Source organism: Frigoribacterium sp. NPDC087798, assembly GCF_044742985.1.
GTDB lineage: Bacteria > Actinomycetota > Actinomycetes > Actinomycetales > Microbacteriaceae > Frigoribacterium.
In genome coordinates this window covers 12,921-30,717 of record NZ_JBIUVP010000005.1, presented here as the reverse complement: position 1 = coordinate 30,717, position 17,797 = coordinate 12,921, and the positions used below count along the sequence as shown (strand labels likewise).

Here is a 17,797-nt window from a genome sequence, read left to right as displayed (position 1 = left end):
CGGTGGCCCGTCGGGGTGCCGGTGCGGCGTCGGCGGGGGCGTCGGCGGGGTGTCGGCGGGCTGCGGGGCTGCGGGGCTGCGGACCGAGTGTCGGTGGCCCGTCGTAGCGTGTGCGCGTGCCCGAGCCGATCGCCGCCTGGTGGGCGCGACGCCGGTCGTCGCGCGGCCTCGCCGTGCCCTACCCCGTGGGCAGCTACCGCGAGGCCTGGGCGTCGTACCCGGTGCTCGTGCGGCAGTACCGGCCCGAACACAACGGCGGCATCGTGCTCAGCCAGATCCCGCCCGCGGCCGACGTGTGGCTGTGCTGGCTCTGCGACGCGGGCCACGTCTTCGTCGCCACCCCCGACGAACAGCGGCACCGGCCTGGGCGCGAGCGTCGGCGGTCGTCGTGGTGCCCCGAGTGCAGCGAGCTCGCCGCTCCGCGCGCCCTGCCGATGAGACCGCCGATGGCACCGGCGGCGGCGGTCCGCGCACAGGCCGAGGGCATGCCGGCGCAGGGCGCGAGCGCACCGGGCCAGGCCCGGCCGGCACCGGGCGATGCCGGGACGGCGTCCGGCCAGGCCTGGGCGGCCCAGACCGCAGGAGGCGCGGTGCCGGCGGCCCCGTCACCCCCGCCCCGGCGTCGCCGCGGCTCGAGCACGGGTCTGCCGTCGACGACGCCGCGCGCGGAGGCGAGCCGCAGTCCCGAGCCCTTCCGCGCCTCCCCCACCTCGCCGCCGGTCAGCGATGTCCGCACCGAGCGTGCCTCCCTGTCCACCGGCGCCTCCCGCACCGTACGCGCCTCCCCGCCCATCAGCGGCTCCCGCACCGAACGCGCCTCCCGGCCCATCAGCACCTCCCTCACCGAACGCGCGTCCCGGCCGGCCCGCGCCTCTCGGCCGACCCGCGCCTCCCGGCCGGTGTGCGACAAGACGCCGGCGCTGCCGACCGGCACGCCTTTCGTCAGCGCGTGTGCCCCGAAGCCGGCGTCGGCGGTCGAGGCCGAGCTGCGAGCCGGACTGACGGCCCGGCTCGAGTTCGAGCCCGGTCTGAACGCGGTGCGGGTCGGGCGTCCGTTCTTCGACCACGTCGAGGTGTGGCCCGACATCGTGCTGAGCGAGCTGCGGGTCGCGATCGAGTACGACTCGACCGGGCGGCACGGGCTCGAGCACGTCGGGCACCGCGAGACCGCCGACCGCCGCAAGGACGCCGCGCTGCGGGCCGCCGGTTGGGAGGTCGTGCGGCTCCGGACCGGAAAGCTGCCCCCGCTCGGCCCCCACGACCTGCAACTCTCGGGGCTGACGCGGCAGACGGTGCCCCTGCTGCTCGACGAGCTGCGTGACATCCGCGGCCCGCTGCTCGTCGACGCCTACCTGCGCCGCTGAGTACGGCGCGCCCCCCCGGGCGGCAGGGCCGGGCGGGCGGGCGGGACCACGACACCGCACCGCGTTTCGTGCACCACGCCCGATCTCGTCGCGGTGCGCTGCACGAAACACGGTGCGACGTTCAGAACGTGGTGTGACGCGACCCCCAGGCCAGGCGGGCCAGGCGGGCCAGGCGGGCTCAGCCGCGGAGGGCCAGCGCCTCGCTGCGCCAGCGGGCGTAGCGCTGCCACGGATCGTCGATGCCCTCGGTGAGCGCCGCCACGTGGGCGTCGAGCTCGGCACTCCGGGCGAACCATTCGGTGCGACCGAACCGGGACGCCGCGAACTGGCCGTGCCGTCGCCGTTCTACCAGGCGGTCGCCTCGCTCGAAGGCCAGGAGTTCGTCGTGCCAGAGCGTCCCCAGTCGCTGTCGAGGATTCGACGAGGTGCCGATCTTGATGCGGTCCTCGAAGCGGATGTAGTAGACGACGTCGACCCGCACGACCCCGAGCTCGCCGTCGGGCACGTCGCCCTGACGCCACTCGCAGACGGCGCAGAGCCACCCCGACGGCCAGTGCACGCCGAGCCGCGACCCGCAGGCGAGGCAGGGGGACGGCAGCACGTCGGTCACGCCCTCGCCCGAACCCTCGAGCGAAGCCACCCAGTCGACGGCGAGCGCGAGGTGCCGGTCGCAGAGCGGCACGGGTGAAGACGGGTCGACCGGACCACCGCAGGAGTCGACGACGAGCCGCCCCGTGCCTCCTCGGCAGGTGTCGTCGGGTCGGGGCGTCGGGTTGGTCACCCCCGCAGGCTAGGTGCGGCCACCGACACCCGGCCGGGCCCGGCTCAGTCGTGCTCGTGGTCGATGCGCAGCCCGAGCGGGTGCGGCCCGAGCAGCAGCCAGACCGCACCGGCACCGAGCGGGAAGAGGACGGCGGCGACCGTCCAGACCGTGCGCTCGAGCTGCGTCGTGTCGGCACGCCGTCGGACGGCACGCACGATGCTGACGACGATCACGAGGTACACGACCGCCACGACGATCGCCACCACCGCCGGACCCCAGTCACCCCATGCGCTCATCCACCCAGCCTAGGGTGCGGCCCCCAGCCCGCCTCAGTGACCGCTGAGCCGCGCCAGCACCTCGTCGTAGCGCCCCTCGGCCTCGGCGTTGCGCAGGAACTTGACCCGCTCGACCAGGATCTCGTGGGCGTCGGGCTGTGCCTCGAGCAGCGCCATGGTCTCGTCGAGGTACTCGTCGAGCGGCATGGCCGACGGGTCGTCCTGCTGGCCGAGCAGGGTGGTCTGCACGGCCGGCGGCACGAGTTCGACGACCTGGACGCTCGTGCCGGCGAGCTGCACGCGGATGCCCTCGCTGAACGAGTGGATCGCCGCCTTGGTCGCGTTGTAGGTCGGCGTGATCGGCAGCGGCACGCTCGCGAGCCCGGACGACACGGTCACGATCGATGCCGCCGGCCGTGACTGCAGGAACGACGTCCACGCGGCGATCAGGCGGATCGGCCCGAGCAGGTTCGTCGTGACGATCGCCTCGGCGGTCGGGAGGAACTCACCTGTCGTGACGTCCTCGGTCTGCATGATGCCGGCCATCGCGACCACGACGTTGGTCTCGGGCCAGCGGCGTTGCACCTCGGCCGAGACGTCGACGACGGCCTGCGGGTCGGTGGTGTCGAGCTCGACGGCCTCGAGGCCCGGGTGGTCGCGGACGATCTGGTCGAGCAGGGCCCGGCGTCGGCCCGCCACGACGACGGTGTTGCCGGCGGCCTGCAGGCGCAGGGCGAGGCCCAGGCCGATGCCGGACGTGGCTCCGGGGATGAACACGGTGTTGCCGCTGATCTTCACGGTTGCTCCTTCGGGTGTGCCGCGCTCGGCGCGGCCGGTGGTCGTCGCCGCGCCGAGGGTGGTCGGGGCGACGACCCCACTCTGACCCGGGGAGGCGCGAGGCGGCAGAGAGCGCTCGTCCAGGGATCGCCACTCCCTGGTCGGCGAGCGACGGGGCTGACAGCATGGGGCGATGGACCGCGCCGAACTCGCCGACTTCCTCCGCCACCGCCGCGAGGCGCTGCGGCCGTCCGACGTCGGGCTGCCCGAGGGCGTGCGTCGGCGAACCGCGGGACTGCGTCGTGAAGAGGTGGCGGGGCTCGTCGGCATGTCGACCGACTACTACGCGCGGCTCGAGCAGCAGCGCGGCCCCCAACCGTCCGAGCAGATGCTGGTCGCGCTCACCCGGGCGCTGCGGCTGAGCCTCGACGAGCGCGACCATCTCTACCGCCTGACCGGTCACCACCCGCCGCGCCGCACACGCGGCGGCGACCACGTCAGTCCCGCCCTGCTGCGGGTGCTCGACCGTCTGGACGACACCCCCGCGCTCGTCCTCAGCGACCTGGCCGAGACGCTCGCGCAGAACCGGCTCGCGGTCGCCCTGCTCGGCGACCAGATGAGGCACGAGGGTCTCGACCGCAGCGCGTTCCACCGGTGGTTCACCGACCCGGCCGAGCGCGCCTCCTACCCGGTCGAGGACCACGCGCACCAGCTCGAGCTGCAGGCGTCCGGGCTGCGGGCGGCGCTCAGCCTGGCGGGCGGCCGCGGGCGACCGCGCGAACTGGTGGAGGCGCTGCTCGCCTCGAGCGACGAGTTCGCGACGATTTGGAGCCGTCACGCGGTCCACCAACGTTTCGACGACCGCAAGACGCTGTTGCATCCCGAGCTCGGCCGCATCGAGGTGGACTGCCAGGCCCTCTTCACCGAGGACCAGTCGCAGACGCTCCTCGTGCTGACGGCGACGCCCGGGTCCGACGACGACGCCAAGCTGCGCTTGCTCGACGTGATCGGCATCGGGCGGTTCGCCGAACACGAGTGAGGGCGAGGGGCGACCGTCAGACACCCGCAGCCGCACACGCACACTGGCAGCCGCCCGCACCCGCACCCGCGAAGATGGATGCACCCACGACGACGTGACCCCGAGGAGAACGCATGTCCCCGCAGACCCCGAGCACCCCGAGCACCCCGAGCACCCCGAGCACCCCGAGCTTCCCCGCTTCGACGGCCGTCCCGTTGCGGGGCGGGCCGGTCCTCCGCTGGGGCGTGATCGGCCCGGGCGAGATCGCCGGCGACTTCACCGACGCCCTACACGCGCACACCGACCAGCGCATGGTCGCCGTGGCCTCGCGCAGCCTCGACCGGGCCGAGGCATTCGCCCGCGCCCACGGCGTCGACACCGCCTACGGGGACGCGGAGGCGCTGGTCGCCTCCCCCGACGTCGACGTCGTCTACGTGGCCACGCCCCACACCCGGCACCTGCCCGACGCCCTGACCGCGATCCGTGGCGGGAAGCACGTCCTGATCGAGAAGCCGATGGCGACCAGCACGGCCGAAGCCGACGAGATCGTGGCCGCGGCGAGCGCCGCGGGGGTCCTCGCGATGGAAGCGCTGTGGACGCGCTACCTGCCGCACACCACCGTCATCGCCGAACTGCTCGCCGAGGGGGCGATCGGAGACGTGCGACTGGCGACCGCCGACGTCGCCTGGGCGAACGACCTCTCGACCGGCGGACGCATGACGGACCCGGCCCTCGGCGGCGGTGCCCTGCTCGACATCGGCGTCTACGCCTTCTGGTTCACCCAGTTCGCCACCGGTCACCCCGTCGAGTGGCACGCCACCGGCTCGACCCGGGCCGACGGCGTCGACCTCGACGCGGCCGTCGTCACCCGCACGGCCGACGGGGTGCTGGCCACCGCGGCGACCAGCCTGCTCACGACCTCGCCCGGACTCGGCACGATCTCGGGCACGACCGGCTCGATCCGCACCCTGCAGAACCTCGTCTTCCCCGCGACGTTCGAGCTGACCACGGGCAGCGGCTTGGCCGTCTGGAGCGACCCGACCGTCCCGACCGGCCGCCAGGGCTTGGCCTACCAGGCGACGGCCCTGGCGTCCTACGTCGATGCCGGGCTGCGCGACTCGCCTCTGCACTCGCTGGCCGACTCGAGGTCGTTGCTCGCGACGATCGAGGCGACCCGCGCCTCCTTGACCATCGTCTGACCCTGCCGAGACGTCACGACGTGTGGCTCAGGTCCAGGGTGGAGCGGCACGTCGGACCTCTCGGCCACCCGAGCCCGGGCCCAGGACATAGCTCAACTCGCGACCGGGGGCACCGACGCGACGGCGATGTCGTGGCCGTCCGCGGCACGGATCTCGACGGACGCCACGTCGGGCCGCAGCACGGCGGCGTTCAACCGACAGTCGACGCGCACGTCCGACCCGAGGAACGCTCCGGACTCGTACTCACGCCCGTCGCCCCCGACCACCACGACCGTGAAGGCCGAGCCCGTCGGCAGGCCGTCGATGCTGAGGACGGTCTCGGTACCCCAGGTGTGGGCGACAAGGTCTCCGTCGAGGTCGACCCCGGCGGGCTGACCGACGAAGTCCACGTGCTCGACGGCACCGAGGGTGCCGGCCGGGCCGGCCACCACCGTGTCGCGAGGCATCGCGAGCAGGACTCCGCCCCCGGCCCCGATCGCCAGGCATGCGGCGGCGGCGACGGCGATCAGCAGCGGGCGACGGCCCCGGCCCGAGCGGGCGGTGGCGACGTGCGGACCGATGCGCGGGAGCGTCGGGTCGTCCCCCGTCGTGCCGGCGCCGGACAGGATGCCGGCATCGGAGGCGGTGCCGACGTCCGAGGCGATGCCGTCATCGGACGCCCGCCCCACGGCCGGGTCGTCTCCGGCCCGTCCGACGGCGTCGACGCGCTCGCGGAGTCCGTCGCTCGGGGCGACCTCGTCCCAACGACCGAAGTCCGAGAGCCCTCCGACGACGACGCCCAGCGCCGCCAACTCGGCGTCGATCGACGGGTCGGCGGCCCGCAACGCGTCGAACTCGACGCGTTCGCTCGGCGAGAGGTCGTCCGCGAGCGCCGCGGCCGTCAACTCGTCACGACGGGCGTCGGCGCCCCCGACACCGTCGGCGCCCCCGCCGTCCCCGGCACCGGCACCGGCACCGTCACCGGCCCCCACCCCTGGCGTGCGGTCAGTCATCGGTCGTCTCCTGGTCGTCGAGGTGGGTGCGGAGGGCACGCAGCGCGTGGAACACACGGGTGCGGAGGGTCGCCACGGGCACGCCCGTGCGCTCGGAGACCTCGCGGTAGCTCAGGCCCTCGAGGTGGACGGCCACCACGGCCGCCCGGTGGTCGTCGCTCAGGCGGGCGAGCCCCTCGGCCATGCCCAGGTGCTCGAGCGGGTCGGCGACGGTCGCCACGGGGTCGGGGGCGTGCTCGAGCGGCACGACCGACGGCGTGCGCGTGCGTGCCCGGTACACGTCGAGCACGACGCGGCGTTCGATCGCGAACAGCCAGGTGCGGACGCTGCCGCGGTCGGCGTCGAACGAGTCGCGGGCGCGCCAGGCCCGCACGAAGGTCTCTTGCACGCAGTCCTCGGCGAGCGCCCGGTCGCGGAGGGCGTTGACGGCGAAACCGAGCAGCGACGAGCCGTGTTCGACGAACGCGGCCCGGACGTCGAGACCGGACGACCCCTCGCTCATCGGGCTCCGATCTGCGACGCGGCCCGGGACGGGCCCCGCGCGACCCATGACGGCGATCATCCGCCTGCCCTCCAGCCTATCCACGCCGTTCGCGGATGCCGACGGGGTCTACGTCCGCTGCGCCTCCGGCGTTCACCGCACCGTCGAGAAAACTTTCTCGGCACCTGGTGAACGCATCGAGGCCCGACGACGTAGGCCCTGTCGAGCGGCACCCGCCCGGGCGCCGCCCCGTCGAGAGGACCCGGAGCATGCCGAAGATGACGCGCACGACCAAGAAGACCGCCATCCGCACCCTGACGATCGGTGGCGCCGCCGCCACCGCCGTCACCCTGTTCGGCGTGACGCCCGCGTTCGCCGAGACCGAGGTGCCCGAGCCCGCGACCTTCACCAGCGCCTACACGGTGATGGCGACGCCCGACCAGGTGATCAACAACGACGGGGTCGCCACCCCGGGCGAGGCCGGTGCCACGGGCACGTTCGACTTCCGCGTCAACAGCGACACCGAGGTGATCTGCTACGACATCACCCTGCGCGGCGTCACGGGCGAGTACCAGAGCCCGGCGAAGACCGCGACGCACATCCACGAGGCCGCGAAGGGCCAGGCCGGCCCGCCGCGCATCTCGTTCCCGAACCCGGTCGACCGCGGTGACGGCACGCGCACGAGCAGCGGCTGCCTGCAGGGGCCCTTCACGACCGGCGTCATGAGCGCCGCCGGGGCCGACACGGGCACCGGCTTCAGCCTGAAGCAGCTCGAGGCGAACCCGGCCGGCTTCACGGGCGACTCGCACACGGCCACGTTCGCGGCCGGCGTCGTCCGCGGCCAGCTGACGCAGGTGCCCGTCGGTGGCGTCGACACCGGACTCGGAGGCGCGGCCGCCGAGAGCGCGTCGGCCGGCGGTCTCGGCCTCGCGGCCGGTGGCGCCGGGGCCCTCGCCCTGCTCGGTGCGGGTGCGTACGTCCTGACCCGTCGTCAGCGCGCGGCCCGGGCCTGACGTGCTCCGCTCCCTCCGGCCGGTGGTCGTCGTCGGCGTCGTGCTGGCCCTCGCCGGGTGCGCGTCACCCGGGGTGGTCGCACCGACGGTGACGCCGGCCCCGGGGGCGGGGGTGAGCCCCTCGGCGACCGCGGCTCCGTCGGCGACGGGCACCGCATCTCCTGCGGTGGGCGGGGTCGACGGCGGCGGGGTCGACGGCAGCGGCGAGGTGGTCGGCGAGGGCGTCGCTCCGGCGGCCGTCTCGGTGCCGGCCATCGGGCTGGACGCCCCGCTGATCGATCTCGGCATCGCCGACGACGGTGCCATGGAGGTACCGGTGGACGCGGACGACGTCGGGTGGTTCACCGGCGGGGGCCGACCCGGCGGGCGCGGGCCGACCGTGATCGCCGCCCACGTCGACTCGGCGTCGGGCCCCGCGGTCTTCGCCCGCCTCGACGAGCTCGTCGTCGGCGACCGGGTCGACGTGACCACGGTCGACGGGGACGTCGTCGGCTACGCCGTCACCGAGGTCGTCGACGCGCCGAAGGCGGAGTTCCCGACCGCCCGGGTCTTCGGGGCGCAGCCGACCGACCAGCTGCGGCTGATCACCTGCGGCGGCGTCTTCGACCGCGGCTCGGGCCACTACGACCAGAACCGGATCGTCTTCGCCGAGCCGGTGGCCTAGGCCCGGCACCCGTCGCCCGCCGCCCGGGCACGCGGACACGCCGGCACGCCACGACGTGCCGTGCCGTGCCGGCTGGTCTACAACACCCCGGGAGGCGCGGCCCGCGTCGGTCGCGCCAGGGTCGCCACGAGGTGCTCGACGAGCGGCACGGTCCACGCGACGTTCGCCGCGATGCCGCGGTTCGGTTCGTCGTCGGGCTGGTGCAGGCGGTGCAGGTCGTTGAAGGTCAGGAACGCGCTGGGCACGCCCGCCCGGTAGAACGACGCGTCGTCGGTGCCGGTCGTCGGCGGGAACCGGGTGACCAGCTCGAGGTCGGGCCGGGTGGCCGCGGCGTGCTGCAGCAGCGCCCCGCGGAACGCCGTCGAGAACGCCTCGGGGGCGCCGAACGCCTCGACGAACGATCCGCGCCCGAGCCCGTCGACGTTGAGCACGTAGTCGATGGCGTCGAGTTCGTCGGACGAGGCGCTGTCGACGAAGTGCCGGGACCCGCCCAGGTGCCACTCCTCGGCGGTGAAGAAGACGAGGCGGACCGACGAGACCGGCGGGGCCGCCGCCCACCGCTCGGCCAGCTGCAGCAGGGCGATCGTGCCGCTGCCGTTGTCGTAGGCACCGACCGTGTTGAAGAACGTGTCGTAGTGCGCGCAGAGCAGCACCGACCCGTCGCCCGTGCCGGGCACGTCGACGACCAGGTTGTCGCTGGTCGCGGCGTCGACCGGGCCGCCGTCGGCCTCGATCTCGACCTCGACGGGCTTGCCGTCGGCGATCCACTCGGTCAGCTGCAGACCGTCGACGCGGCCGATCGCGAGGTGGGCCACGTCGTGGTCCGACCCGGAGGGCAGCGGCTGCGGTGCGGCGGGTCCGTCGTCCCGCGCGTGCAGGTAGGCCACGACGTCGCCGTCGTCCGCCCGCACGACGAACTTCTGCCAGACCATCGAGTCGCCCCAGAGCCCCTGCGGGCCGACGGCCTCGACCGTGCCCCGGCGCGCACCGCCGGTCGATCCGCTCCAGAGCATCGGCCAGGCGGGCAGCTCACGGGCGATCGGCTGCTGCACCGCGACCCGGTGCACGCTGCCCGGCTGCCAGCCGGGCAGCGTCACGGGCTGCCGGGCGACCGGCCACCCGACCGCGGTCAATCGCTGCTCGAGCCAGTCGGCCGCGGCCGCGATCCCTGCGGTGCCGTGAAACCGGGGGCCGTGCTGGACCAGGGCGACGAGGTCGTCGTAGGCGCGTTCCGCGCGCTGCGCCGCGGCCGGGTCGGTGTCGTGGGTCATGTCGTGCCTCTCGGTAACGGCTCTGGGGTCGGGGTCGGTGACGGTGTCGTGGTGGCGGTCGACGACGCGGCCGACGGACCGAGGAGGCGCGGCGCGGCCCCCCGGGCGGCCTGCGCCACCGTCGTGGCGGGCACCCCGAGCAGGTGCTGGGCCACGCGGGCGACGTCGTCCGTCCTCCCCCGGAACCACCAGCTGGCGAACCGGTCGGTGACCGCTTCGGGTCGCGGGCCGAGGACGGGCGTGCCCCGGGCCTCGATCTCGGCGAACCCGCCGAGCCCGCCGTCGTCGTCGTACAGGTGCAGCGAGTCGCCCCGGACCCCCGGGGACGGGTCGGGCTCCTCCGAGTACTCGGCCGACGGGTCGCTGTGGCTGCCGCGCACGAAGAGCACGGCACGGTCGTCGGCCGGGTCGCCGACCGCGCGCACGTACCCGAGGCGTCCGGTGACGTGCGGTGCCGCGAATCCGATCTTGAAGCGGTCGGCACCGGTCAGCGACACGGCGACGCCGCCGGGCACCTCGGCGAGCAGGTCGCCGACCGGCTCGTAGTAGTCGGTCACCTGGGTGTCGGGCACGGCCGCGACGAACGCCGTGCCGCCCGCCCGCACCTGGTCGAGCATCCACGACTCGGCCTCGTGCGCGCCGTCCGAGGTGATGCCGAGCCGCACCTCCGTCACGTAGCCGCCGTACTCGACGGCGTCGACGAGCGGTGCGCCACCGGGGCCCCCGGCCGACGCCCCGCGCAGGTGTCGCAGCGGGTGGGCCGCCGGCCGCACGACGAGCGTCAGGTCGGCCCGCACGAGCCCGGTCGGCTCCGTGAACGCCTCGAGCTCGGCGACCCGTGACAGCGTCACGCGGTCGCCCGTGCGGCCGAGGTCGTGGCGGCCGGGGTCGAGCGACGGCGGCATCTCGTAGCTGCCCCAGTAGTCGCTGCGGTCGCGGATCATGTAGGCGATCTCGGGCCCGATCCAGACCCGGTCGCCGCCGACGTTCCAGTCGCCCGAGTCGACCAACGCGCCGAACGCGTCGTCGTCGGCGAACGCGTCGGGCAGCCAGTTCTCGGCCTCGCCCTCGGCGAAGAAGGGTCCGTAGACGCGTCCGCCGTAGGACGAGACGACCACGACGGCGTCGGCTCCGACGACCACCCGTTCGGAGGCGATGCCGGCCGCGGCGAGACGGGCCTCGACGGCGCGCAGGTCGATCGCGACCGGGCCGACCGGGCCGACCGGGTCGACCGGGCCGACAGTGGGCCCGGTCACGCGGCCACCTCGACGAGGGCGCTCGCGTGGAACGCGTCCTCGGCGCGCAGCATGCCGACGAACCAGGCGTCCAGCCGGGCGTCGGTCACGTCGGCGGGCAGCTCGTCGACCAGCTGGTGCAAGAAGGCCACCTGGGCGCGGAAGCCGTCGGTGACGTGCAGCTCGATCCACCGTTGCACGTCGTCCGGTCGGGGCACGGCACGCTCGGCCGCCCGCGTGCACCACCGCAGGTAGAGCGTCTCGGCCGCGGCGAGGCTGGTGACGACTCCGGCGTAGCCGCCCTCGGCGAGTGCCGCCGTCACCGCCCCCTCGAGGACGGAGGCGCGGCGCAGCAGGTCGGTCGAGGTCGCGTCGTCGACCGGTCGCGTCGAGAGCAACCGCTCGAAGTACCGGCTCTGCGGACCGACGAGGTCGGCGACGGCCTCGGCGTGGCGCTCGGCGCGGGACCACTCCGGCTGCTGCCAGAGGCAGTAGCCCGCGAGGCGGGCCGCCGTCCGGACGAACGCCTGCTCGATCGCGAGGTAGCGACCGAAGGCGGGGTCGTCGAGCGTGCCGTCGGCCATCCGGGCCAGCAGCGGCACCGACGCCGAGGCGTCGAGCTCGGCCGAGCAGCGGGCGACCAGCGCCGCCGCCCGGCCCGTGCCGACGCCCTCGGGCCGGGTCGTGCCCGCCACCGTCAGCGACCGGTCAGCCACGACACGATGCCGTTGAACACCCGGGCGTAGCCGTCCCACTCCTCGCAGAACGCCGGCGGCGCCCAGTGCGGCGAGCAGTCGCTCGTGAAGACCGCCGTGCGCCCCGCGCCGGCCTCGCCGACGACGACGAGCGGGTCGCCGTCGAGGCGGGCGAGCTCGACCGCGCCCGGCTTCACGACGGTGCGGTTGTAGCCGAGCAGCAGCGGCCACTCGGTGCCCGCGCCGCCGAGGGCGGGGTGCTCGGCGTCGAGCACGGTGGCGACGACGCCGGCCGGGCGCTCGACGCGGTCGTCCCCGATCAGCATCTCGACCGGCAGCACGTCGGCGATCTCGGTGCGGGCGTAGCCCGCACGACCCTGCCAGCCCGAGAACGACAGGTAGCCGCCGATCATCAGCAGCGCGCCTCCGGCCTCGACCCAGCGGGCGAGCTCGCGGACGCGGTCCCGACCCGGGATGCTCTTCTCGAAGACGGCGGGCGCGAGCTGCAGCGAGTTGACGCCGATGTCGGACAGCACCACGACGTCGTAGGCGTCCAGCGCCTCCTGCGTCTCGGGGAAGTCGGTGGCGACGAGGTGGGCGGGCAGGTGGACGACCTCGTGGCCGCCGGCCTGCAGGGCCGTGCGCAGCTGCGCGACGCCCTCGGTGTACGAGTGGGCGGTGAACTCGTCGACGCCCTTGGTGTGGGTGGTCGCGGTGATCCAGCTCTCGCCGGCGATGAGGATGCGGGACATGGTGGGGCCTTCCGGTGGTGACGGGACGGTTCGGGACGAGGAGGCGCGAGCGGCTCGGTGCCGCGTCGTCGCCCCTCAGCGGGTCAGGGCGGCGCCCTCGAAGAGGTCGCGGACGTTGCGGGTGCCGACGCCGTGCACGATCTCGGCGTCGACGCCGAGGTCGGTCAGCCGGTCGAGGAACACGGCGGGGACGTACGAGAGGCCGTTGCCGCCGTGCTTGCGCAACATGCTCTTGAGGAAGAGGTCGTGGCTGAAGAGCAGACGGCGGCCGAACCCGGCCGAGGCCAGACGGGCGATGGCCGTGGCCGTCTCGACCGGCGACGGCGACTGCCCTTCGCCGGGCAGGGAGAAGCGGTACGGCATGCCGATCATGTCGAACTCGAGCCAGACCCCGCGCTCGGCGAGGCTGCGCTGGTAGTCGGGGTCGCTGCCGGACGGGTCCATGTGGCAGAGGACGACCGCCGTGGGGTCGACGCCCTCGTCGCGCAGCACGACGTCGAGCACGCGGCCGCCGTGCCGGACGAAGCCGGGCAGGTGCACGAACATCGGCAGGCCGGTCTCGCGTTGCAGGCGGCAGGCCGCGCGCAGCGAACGCTCCTCCCGCTCGGTGAACCCGGGCGAGACGCCGATCTCGCCGATCACGCCCGACCGGGGCACCCCGGTCTCGGCCGGGTCGGCCCGGTACTGCGCGACCAGGCGCGAGGCCAGGTCGTCGACGGTGTCGCGGCCCGTGGCCTCGGGGTGGAACCGCTCGAGGTACCAGCCGCCGCCGGTGACGACGGCGACCCCGCTGCGGCGCGAGATCTCGGCGAGACGGCGGGGGTCGCGCCCCTGTCCGTCCGAGGTCAGCTCGACGACCGTGCTGCCGCCGAGCTCGCGGAACGCGACGAGCTCGTCGACCGCGTCGTCGTCGCCGTCGAGCACGCAGTTGTCGCGGCAGGCGAGCGGACGGTCGCGCAGCAACCAGGCGATCTCGGGAGTGACCGGGGCGTCGAACAGCTCGGGGAAGTCGGGGTCGGGTTCGAGCCCGCCCTCCTCGATGCTGTTGATCAGGTGCTCGTGCGGCAGCGTGTAGCCGAGCCGGTCGCTCGGCACGGGACCGGTGACGGTCTGCACGTCGACGACGGTGGTCGTCTCGACCCCGAACCCTCCGACGCGGCTCATCGGGTCACCCGCTTGCGCACCAGGTCGGTGAACGAGCCGCCCCGCAGGTTGATCCAGATGACGATGATCAGGAGGCTGCCGGTCACGATGGGCACGATGTAGGGGCTCAGGCCGAGCAACGTGAGGCCGTTGGTGATGACGCCGGTCAGGATCGCCCCGATCGCCGTGCCGATGACGCTGCCCTTGCCGCCCAGCAGGTTCGTGCCGCCGATCACGACGGCGGTGATGACCGTCATGGCGAAGTCGACGCCCGAGTTGGCGTCGCCCGACCCCAGTCGGGCCGCGGTGATGATGCCGGCCGCGCCGGCCGCCGTGCCGCTGAGCACGAGGGCCATCATCTTGACGAAGCGGGTGTCGACGCCCGCCCGGCGGACCGACTCCTCGTTCGAGCCGATGCCGGTGATGTACTGGCCGAACCGCATGCGCTGCAGCCCCACGATGCCGACGCCGACGATGATCAGCGCGAGCCAGGCCGGGTACCCGAGCCCGAACAGCCGGCCCTGCCCGACCTGGGCGAAGATCAGCCCCGAGCCGATGGCGATCGAGTAGCCCTTCGTGATCAGCAGGGCGACGCCCCGCACGATCGACATGGTGGCCAACGTGACGATGAACGACGGGATGCCCTGGTAACTCGAGAACCAGCCGTTGACCAACCCGCAGAAGGCTCCGACGGCCAGGCAGATGACGATCACCAGCACCGACTCGAGACCGGCCCGCAGCAGGACCGCCCCGATCACCGAGACGAGGGCGAGCGTCGACCCGACCGAGAGGTCGATCATGCCCGCCGTGATGACGAAGGTCATCGCGACGGCCACGATCGCCGCGGGGGCGACCTGCACGGCGACGTTCCGCAGGTTCGTGCCGGTGAGGAAGGTCGGGGTCGCCACCGAGAAGACGACGATGACGACCAGCGTCACGACGAGCATCAACAGGGTGGACTTGTTGACGCGTTGCAGGGCTTCCCAGCGGCGCTCGCGCACGTCGGTGGAGCCGTGTCCGCGACCCGGCTCGGGGCCGTCGGTGCGGGTGGGGTCAGAGGTCGTCGCGGTCATGCGGCAGCGCTCCCTTCACGGGTGATCATGTCGACGAGCGACTCGATGGTGAGGTCGTCGATGCGGGCGTCGTCGACGCTGCGCCCCTCGTACATGACGGTGATGCGGTCGCAGACCCGGAAGAGGTCCTGCAGCCGGTGGGTGATCAGGATGACGCCGACCCCTCGGGCCGCGACCTCCTTGATGAGGCGCAGCACCGACTCGACCTCGGTGACGGCGAGGGCGGCGGTCGGCTCGTCGAGGATCAGCACGTCGGGGTCGACCGACGCGGCGCGCGCGATGGCGACCGACTGGCGCTGACCACCCGACAGCTGCGAGATCAGCTGGTGCGTGGACGTGACGCGGACGCCGAACTCCTTGAGCACGGCCGTGGCCTCGGCGTGCATCGCCCCGACCTTGAGGAAGGGCCCGACCCTCGGCTCGCGGCCGAGGAACAGGTTGGCGGCGACGTTGAGGCTGTCGCAGAGGGCGAGGTCCTGGTAGACGATGCCGATGTCCTCGGCCTGGGCGTCGCTCGGGGACTGGAACCGCACCTCCTTGCCCTTGATGCTGATGCGGCCGCCGTCGTGCTGGACCGAACCGGCGAGCACCTTCATGAGGGTGGACTTGCCGGCGCCGTTGTCGCCGACCAGGCCGAGCACCTCGCCGCGCGCGAGGCGCAGGTCGACGCCGCGCAGGACGTCGACGGCGCCGTACGACTTGCGGATGCCCTCGAGTTCGACGAGCAGGTCGCCGGTGGTGACGTCGGTCATCAGCCCTCCAGGTAGTACGAGAAGTCGGCCAGGTTGTCGGGCGTGACGATCGTGATCGGCACGTCGACGGTCGCCGGCACCTCGGCGGTGCCGCAGGCCAGGTTGATCGCGGCCTTCGCGGCCTCGTAGCCGAAGCCGAAGGTGTCCTGCTGGATGACGGCCTTCACGTAGCCGTCCTGCAGCCCCTCGACGGCCGAGGGCGAGAGGTCCCAGCCGACGATCGTGACGCGGTCCTGGGCGCCCTGGCTCTTGACCGCGGCGATGGCGCCGTTCAGCGCGGGCTCGCCCGTGGCGTAGATGTACTCGAGGTCGGGGTTGCCGGTCAGCAGGTTCTCGGCCGCCGCCTGGGCGTCCTCGTTGACGTTCTGGCCGTCGACGATCGTGCCGATGGTCATGCCGCCGGCCTCGACCGCGTCGGTGAAGCCGTTCTGGCGCTGGATCTGGATCGCGCTGTTGAGCGCTCCGACGACGCCGACCTCGCCCTCGCCGCCGGTGATGTCGAGGAAGGCCTTCCCGAGCTGGGCGCCGCCGTCCTCGTTCGCCGTGCCCACGTACGAGTCGATCGCCGAGGCGTCCTCGACCGAACCGTCGGCCGCGACGACCGGGATGCCGGCCGCCTTGGCCGCCGTGAGCGCCGGGATCAGCGCGGTCGCGTCGACCGGGTCGACGATGAGCGCGTCGACCCCCGAGGCGACGAGGTTCTCGACGCCCGAGACCTGCGTGGCGCTGTCGTTGTCGCCGCTGACGATCTGCAGGTCGGCACCGGCCTCGTCGGCGACGTCCTGGACGCCTTCGTTCATCTGGGTGAAGAAGGCGGTCTGCTCGTTGATGTCGACCATGCCGAGCTGCAGGGTGCCGCCGCCGTCGGGGGCACAGGCCTGGGGGACGTCGGTGGGGGCCGGGCGGGTCGAGGTCGAGCCGCCGGACGCGGAGCCGGAGGCGGTGGTCGAGGACGAGTCGCAGCCGGCGAGGGTGCCGATGGCGATGGCGCCCACGGCGAATGCGGCGAGGACGGTACGGGTCGTGGGCATGAGGAGCCTTCCTGGGGAGGACGAGGTGGAGCATGCGGGACTGGCGAGGGGGCGATCTCGGTGGGGTCGAGATCGACGGGCAATCGATTTCCGTCGGGAACTGCGTCAAGAGTGACGCCTCCGTGTTTCGAGTGTCAACACCTTTGTGTTTCCGACGTGTAAAAGAGATCTGGGGCGGGCAATCGGTTTCCCGCGAGGGGACGATACGATGACGGCATCACCCGTCGTCCCCGGCGGCCACGCCCTGAGGAGCCCATGAACGCCGTCACCATCTCGGACGTCGCCCGCCGGGCGGGCGTCTCCGCCGCGACGGTCTCGCGCGTCATGTCGGCGTCGCGCCCGGTCGGCCGCGAGGTCGAGGCCCGCGTGCGACTGGCGGCCGACGAGCTGGGCTATTCGGGCAACGGCATCGCCCGCGCCCTGCGCACCCGCCGCACCGACACGGTCGGCATGGTCGTCCCGAGCATCCTCAACCCGTTCTTCACGACCCTGGTCGACAGCCTCGAGAGCGCGCTGCACGGCGAGGGCAAACAGCTGTTCCTCTGCGACTCGCGGCAGGACCCCGCCGTCGAGGCCGAGCACCTCCGGTCACTCATCGAGCGGCACGTCGACGGGATCGTGGTCAGCCCCGTGCACGACACCGAGAGCGCGGCGGCCGTGGCCGCGTCCGCCCGGGCCGTCCCGCTGGTGCAGCTCGACCGCCGGGTCGACGTCGCCGGCACCGACTGGATCGGCCTCGACGACGCCGAGGCGATGAAGCTCGTCCTGACGCACCTCGCCGGGACCGGTGCCCGCTCGGCCGCGTTCGTGACCTCCGAGCTGACGAACTCGTCGACGACCCTGCGCCTCCGGGGCTTCCGGCACTGGGCGGCCGAACTCGGCATCCGCGAGGTGCGCGACGGGGTCGTGCTCGGCGACTACTCGGTCGACAGCGGCGACGCGGCGGCCCGCCGACTGCTGACCTCCGACGACCGCCCGGACGCCATCGTCTGCGCGGACGACCTGATCGCCATGGGCGTGCTGAGGGCGGCCCGCGAGCTCGGGGTGTCGGTGCCCGACGAGCTGCAGGTCACGGGCTTCGACGACATCGTCTTCGCCTCGTACGTGACCCCGGCCCTGACGACCCTGGCGCAGCCGACCGACCGCATGGCCGCCGAGGCGCTGCGGCTGCTCTCGCTGCGGGGCTCCGACGACGGAGGACTCGGAGGCGCGCGCGTCTCGTTCGCGCCGAGGCTCGTCCGCCGGCAGAGCACGCGGTCGTCGACTCCCGAGCCCGCCTGACCCGACCGCCCCGTCGGG

The 17,797-nt window shown here is 73.6% G+C and carries 19 protein-coding genes; 6 read left to right on the top strand and 13 right to left on the bottom strand.

The genetic code is table 11. The features are described from left to right. The first annotated feature begins 116 nt into the window (after window positions 1-116). Window positions 117-1,364 carry a hypothetical protein gene (locus ACIOSR_RS12865; RefSeq protein ID WP_402752820.1) on the top strand — a complete coding sequence of 416 codons (1,248 nt, stop codon included), beginning with the start codon at window positions 117-119 and terminating at the stop codon, window positions 1,362-1,364. A 178-nt stretch (window positions 1,365-1,542) separates the two neighbouring features. On the opposite strand, the gene ACIOSR_RS12860 is transcribed toward ACIOSR_RS12865, so the two are convergent. From ACIOSR_RS12860 to ACIOSR_RS12850, 3 genes are read right to left on the bottom strand one after another with little or no spacing between them, the layout of a single operon-like run. Beyond that, on the bottom strand, window positions 1,543-2,145 hold the full coding sequence (locus ACIOSR_RS12860; RefSeq protein ID WP_402752819.1) for a GIY-YIG nuclease family protein: 603 nt from the start codon (window positions 2,143-2,145) through the stop codon (window positions 1,543-1,545). A 44-nt stretch (window positions 2,146-2,189) separates the two neighbouring features. Continuing rightward, entirely contained in the window at window positions 2,190-2,423 is a 234-nt protein-coding gene (locus ACIOSR_RS12855) for a PLDc N-terminal domain-containing protein (protein WP_071256476.1), read from the bottom strand. A 33-nt stretch (window positions 2,424-2,456) separates the two neighbouring features. After that, window positions 2,457-3,200, bottom strand: coding sequence for an SDR family oxidoreductase (locus ACIOSR_RS12850; protein WP_056042980.1), 744 nt, complete (start codon window positions 3,198-3,200; stop codon window positions 2,457-2,459). A gap of 172 nt (window positions 3,201-3,372) precedes the next feature. Between ACIOSR_RS12850 and ACIOSR_RS12845 the strand changes: the two genes are divergently transcribed. Both ACIOSR_RS12845 and ACIOSR_RS12840 read left to right on the top strand, forming a co-directional pair. Then, complete coding sequence (locus ACIOSR_RS12845) at window positions 3,373-4,218, top strand: helix-turn-helix transcriptional regulator (protein ID WP_056042983.1); 846 nt, start codon at window positions 3,373-3,375, stop codon at window positions 4,216-4,218. A gap of 113 nt (window positions 4,219-4,331) precedes the next feature. Next, window positions 4,332-5,396: a Gfo/Idh/MocA family protein gene (locus tag ACIOSR_RS12840; RefSeq protein WP_402752818.1), complete on the top strand. Its 1,065-nt coding sequence runs from the start codon at window positions 4,332-4,334 to the stop codon at window positions 5,394-5,396. A 92-nt stretch (window positions 5,397-5,488) separates the two neighbouring features. Here ACIOSR_RS12840 and ACIOSR_RS12835 read toward each other — a convergent pair whose 3' ends face one another. Together ACIOSR_RS12835 and ACIOSR_RS12830 are read right to left on the bottom strand one after the other, a co-directional pair. Continuing rightward, entirely contained in the window at window positions 5,489-6,388 is a 900-nt protein-coding gene (locus ACIOSR_RS12835; protein ID WP_402752817.1) for a hypothetical protein, read from the bottom strand. After that, window positions 6,381-6,890: an RNA polymerase sigma factor gene (locus tag ACIOSR_RS12830; RefSeq protein WP_254065151.1), complete on the bottom strand. Its 510-nt coding sequence runs from the start codon at window positions 6,888-6,890 to the stop codon at window positions 6,381-6,383. Before ACIOSR_RS12830 ends, ACIOSR_RS12835 begins: the two co-directional genes overlap by 8 nt. A gap of 248 nt (window positions 6,891-7,138) precedes the next feature. Here ACIOSR_RS12830 and ACIOSR_RS12825 point away from each other — a divergent pair, with 248 nt between their 5' ends. Both ACIOSR_RS12825 and ACIOSR_RS12820 read left to right on the top strand, forming a co-directional pair. Further along, entirely contained in the window at window positions 7,139-7,882 is a 744-nt protein-coding gene (locus ACIOSR_RS12825; RefSeq protein ID WP_233568501.1) for a CHRD domain-containing protein, read from the top strand. A 1-nt stretch (window position 7,883) separates the two neighbouring features. Further along, a complete protein-coding gene (locus ACIOSR_RS12820) occupies window positions 7,884-8,546 on the top strand; it encodes a class F sortase (RefSeq protein WP_402752816.1) in 663 nt (220 codons plus the stop codon). A gap of 77 nt (window positions 8,547-8,623) precedes the next feature. On the opposite strand, the gene ACIOSR_RS12815 is transcribed toward ACIOSR_RS12820, so the two are convergent. The 8 genes from ACIOSR_RS12815 to ACIOSR_RS12780 form a co-directional block, all read right to left on the bottom strand. Next, entirely contained in the window at window positions 8,624-9,817 is a 1,194-nt protein-coding gene (locus ACIOSR_RS12815; protein WP_402752815.1) for a M28 family metallopeptidase, read from the bottom strand. Next, window positions 9,814-11,073, bottom strand: coding sequence for a hypothetical protein (locus ACIOSR_RS12810; RefSeq protein ID WP_402752814.1), 1,260 nt, complete (start codon window positions 11,071-11,073; stop codon window positions 9,814-9,816). The genes ACIOSR_RS12815 and ACIOSR_RS12810 overlap by 4 nt, the downstream gene beginning before the upstream one ends. Next, window positions 11,070-11,768, bottom strand: a complete 699-nt coding sequence (locus ACIOSR_RS12805) for a TenA family protein (RefSeq protein ID WP_402752813.1) — start codon at window positions 11,766-11,768, stop codon at window positions 11,070-11,072. The genes ACIOSR_RS12810 and ACIOSR_RS12805 overlap by 4 nt, the downstream gene beginning before the upstream one ends. Continuing rightward, on the bottom strand, window positions 11,750-12,499 hold the full coding sequence (locus ACIOSR_RS12800) for a glutamine amidotransferase (protein ID WP_043593262.1): 750 nt from the start codon (window positions 12,497-12,499) through the stop codon (window positions 11,750-11,752). Before ACIOSR_RS12800 ends, ACIOSR_RS12805 begins: the two co-directional genes overlap by 19 nt. A 75-nt stretch (window positions 12,500-12,574) precedes the next feature. Then, window positions 12,575-13,663 (bottom strand): phosphotriesterase, encoded by a 1,089-nt coding sequence (locus ACIOSR_RS12795; RefSeq protein ID WP_159827359.1) that lies wholly within the window; start codon window positions 13,661-13,663, stop codon window positions 12,575-12,577. Further along, window positions 13,660-14,715: an ABC transporter permease gene (locus tag ACIOSR_RS12790; RefSeq protein WP_052505095.1), complete on the bottom strand. Its 1,056-nt coding sequence runs from the start codon at window positions 14,713-14,715 to the stop codon at window positions 13,660-13,662. Before ACIOSR_RS12790 ends, ACIOSR_RS12795 begins: the two co-directional genes overlap by 4 nt. Then, on the bottom strand, window positions 14,712-15,467 hold the full coding sequence (locus ACIOSR_RS12785) for an ATP-binding cassette domain-containing protein (protein ID WP_056043006.1): 756 nt from the start codon (window positions 15,465-15,467) through the stop codon (window positions 14,712-14,714). Before ACIOSR_RS12785 ends, ACIOSR_RS12790 begins: the two co-directional genes overlap by 4 nt. Beyond that, a complete protein-coding gene (locus ACIOSR_RS12780; protein WP_402752812.1) occupies window positions 15,467-16,498 on the bottom strand; it encodes a substrate-binding domain-containing protein in 1,032 nt (343 codons plus the stop codon). The genes ACIOSR_RS12785 and ACIOSR_RS12780 overlap by 1 nt, the downstream gene beginning before the upstream one ends. Window positions 16,499-16,753: 255 nt before the next feature. On the opposite strand from ACIOSR_RS12780, the gene ACIOSR_RS12775 reads away from it, so the two are divergent. Then, window positions 16,754-17,779, top strand: a complete 1,026-nt coding sequence (locus ACIOSR_RS12775; RefSeq protein WP_056043012.1) for a LacI family DNA-binding transcriptional regulator — start codon at window positions 16,754-16,756, stop codon at window positions 17,777-17,779. Window positions 17,780-17,797 lie beyond the last annotated feature (18 nt).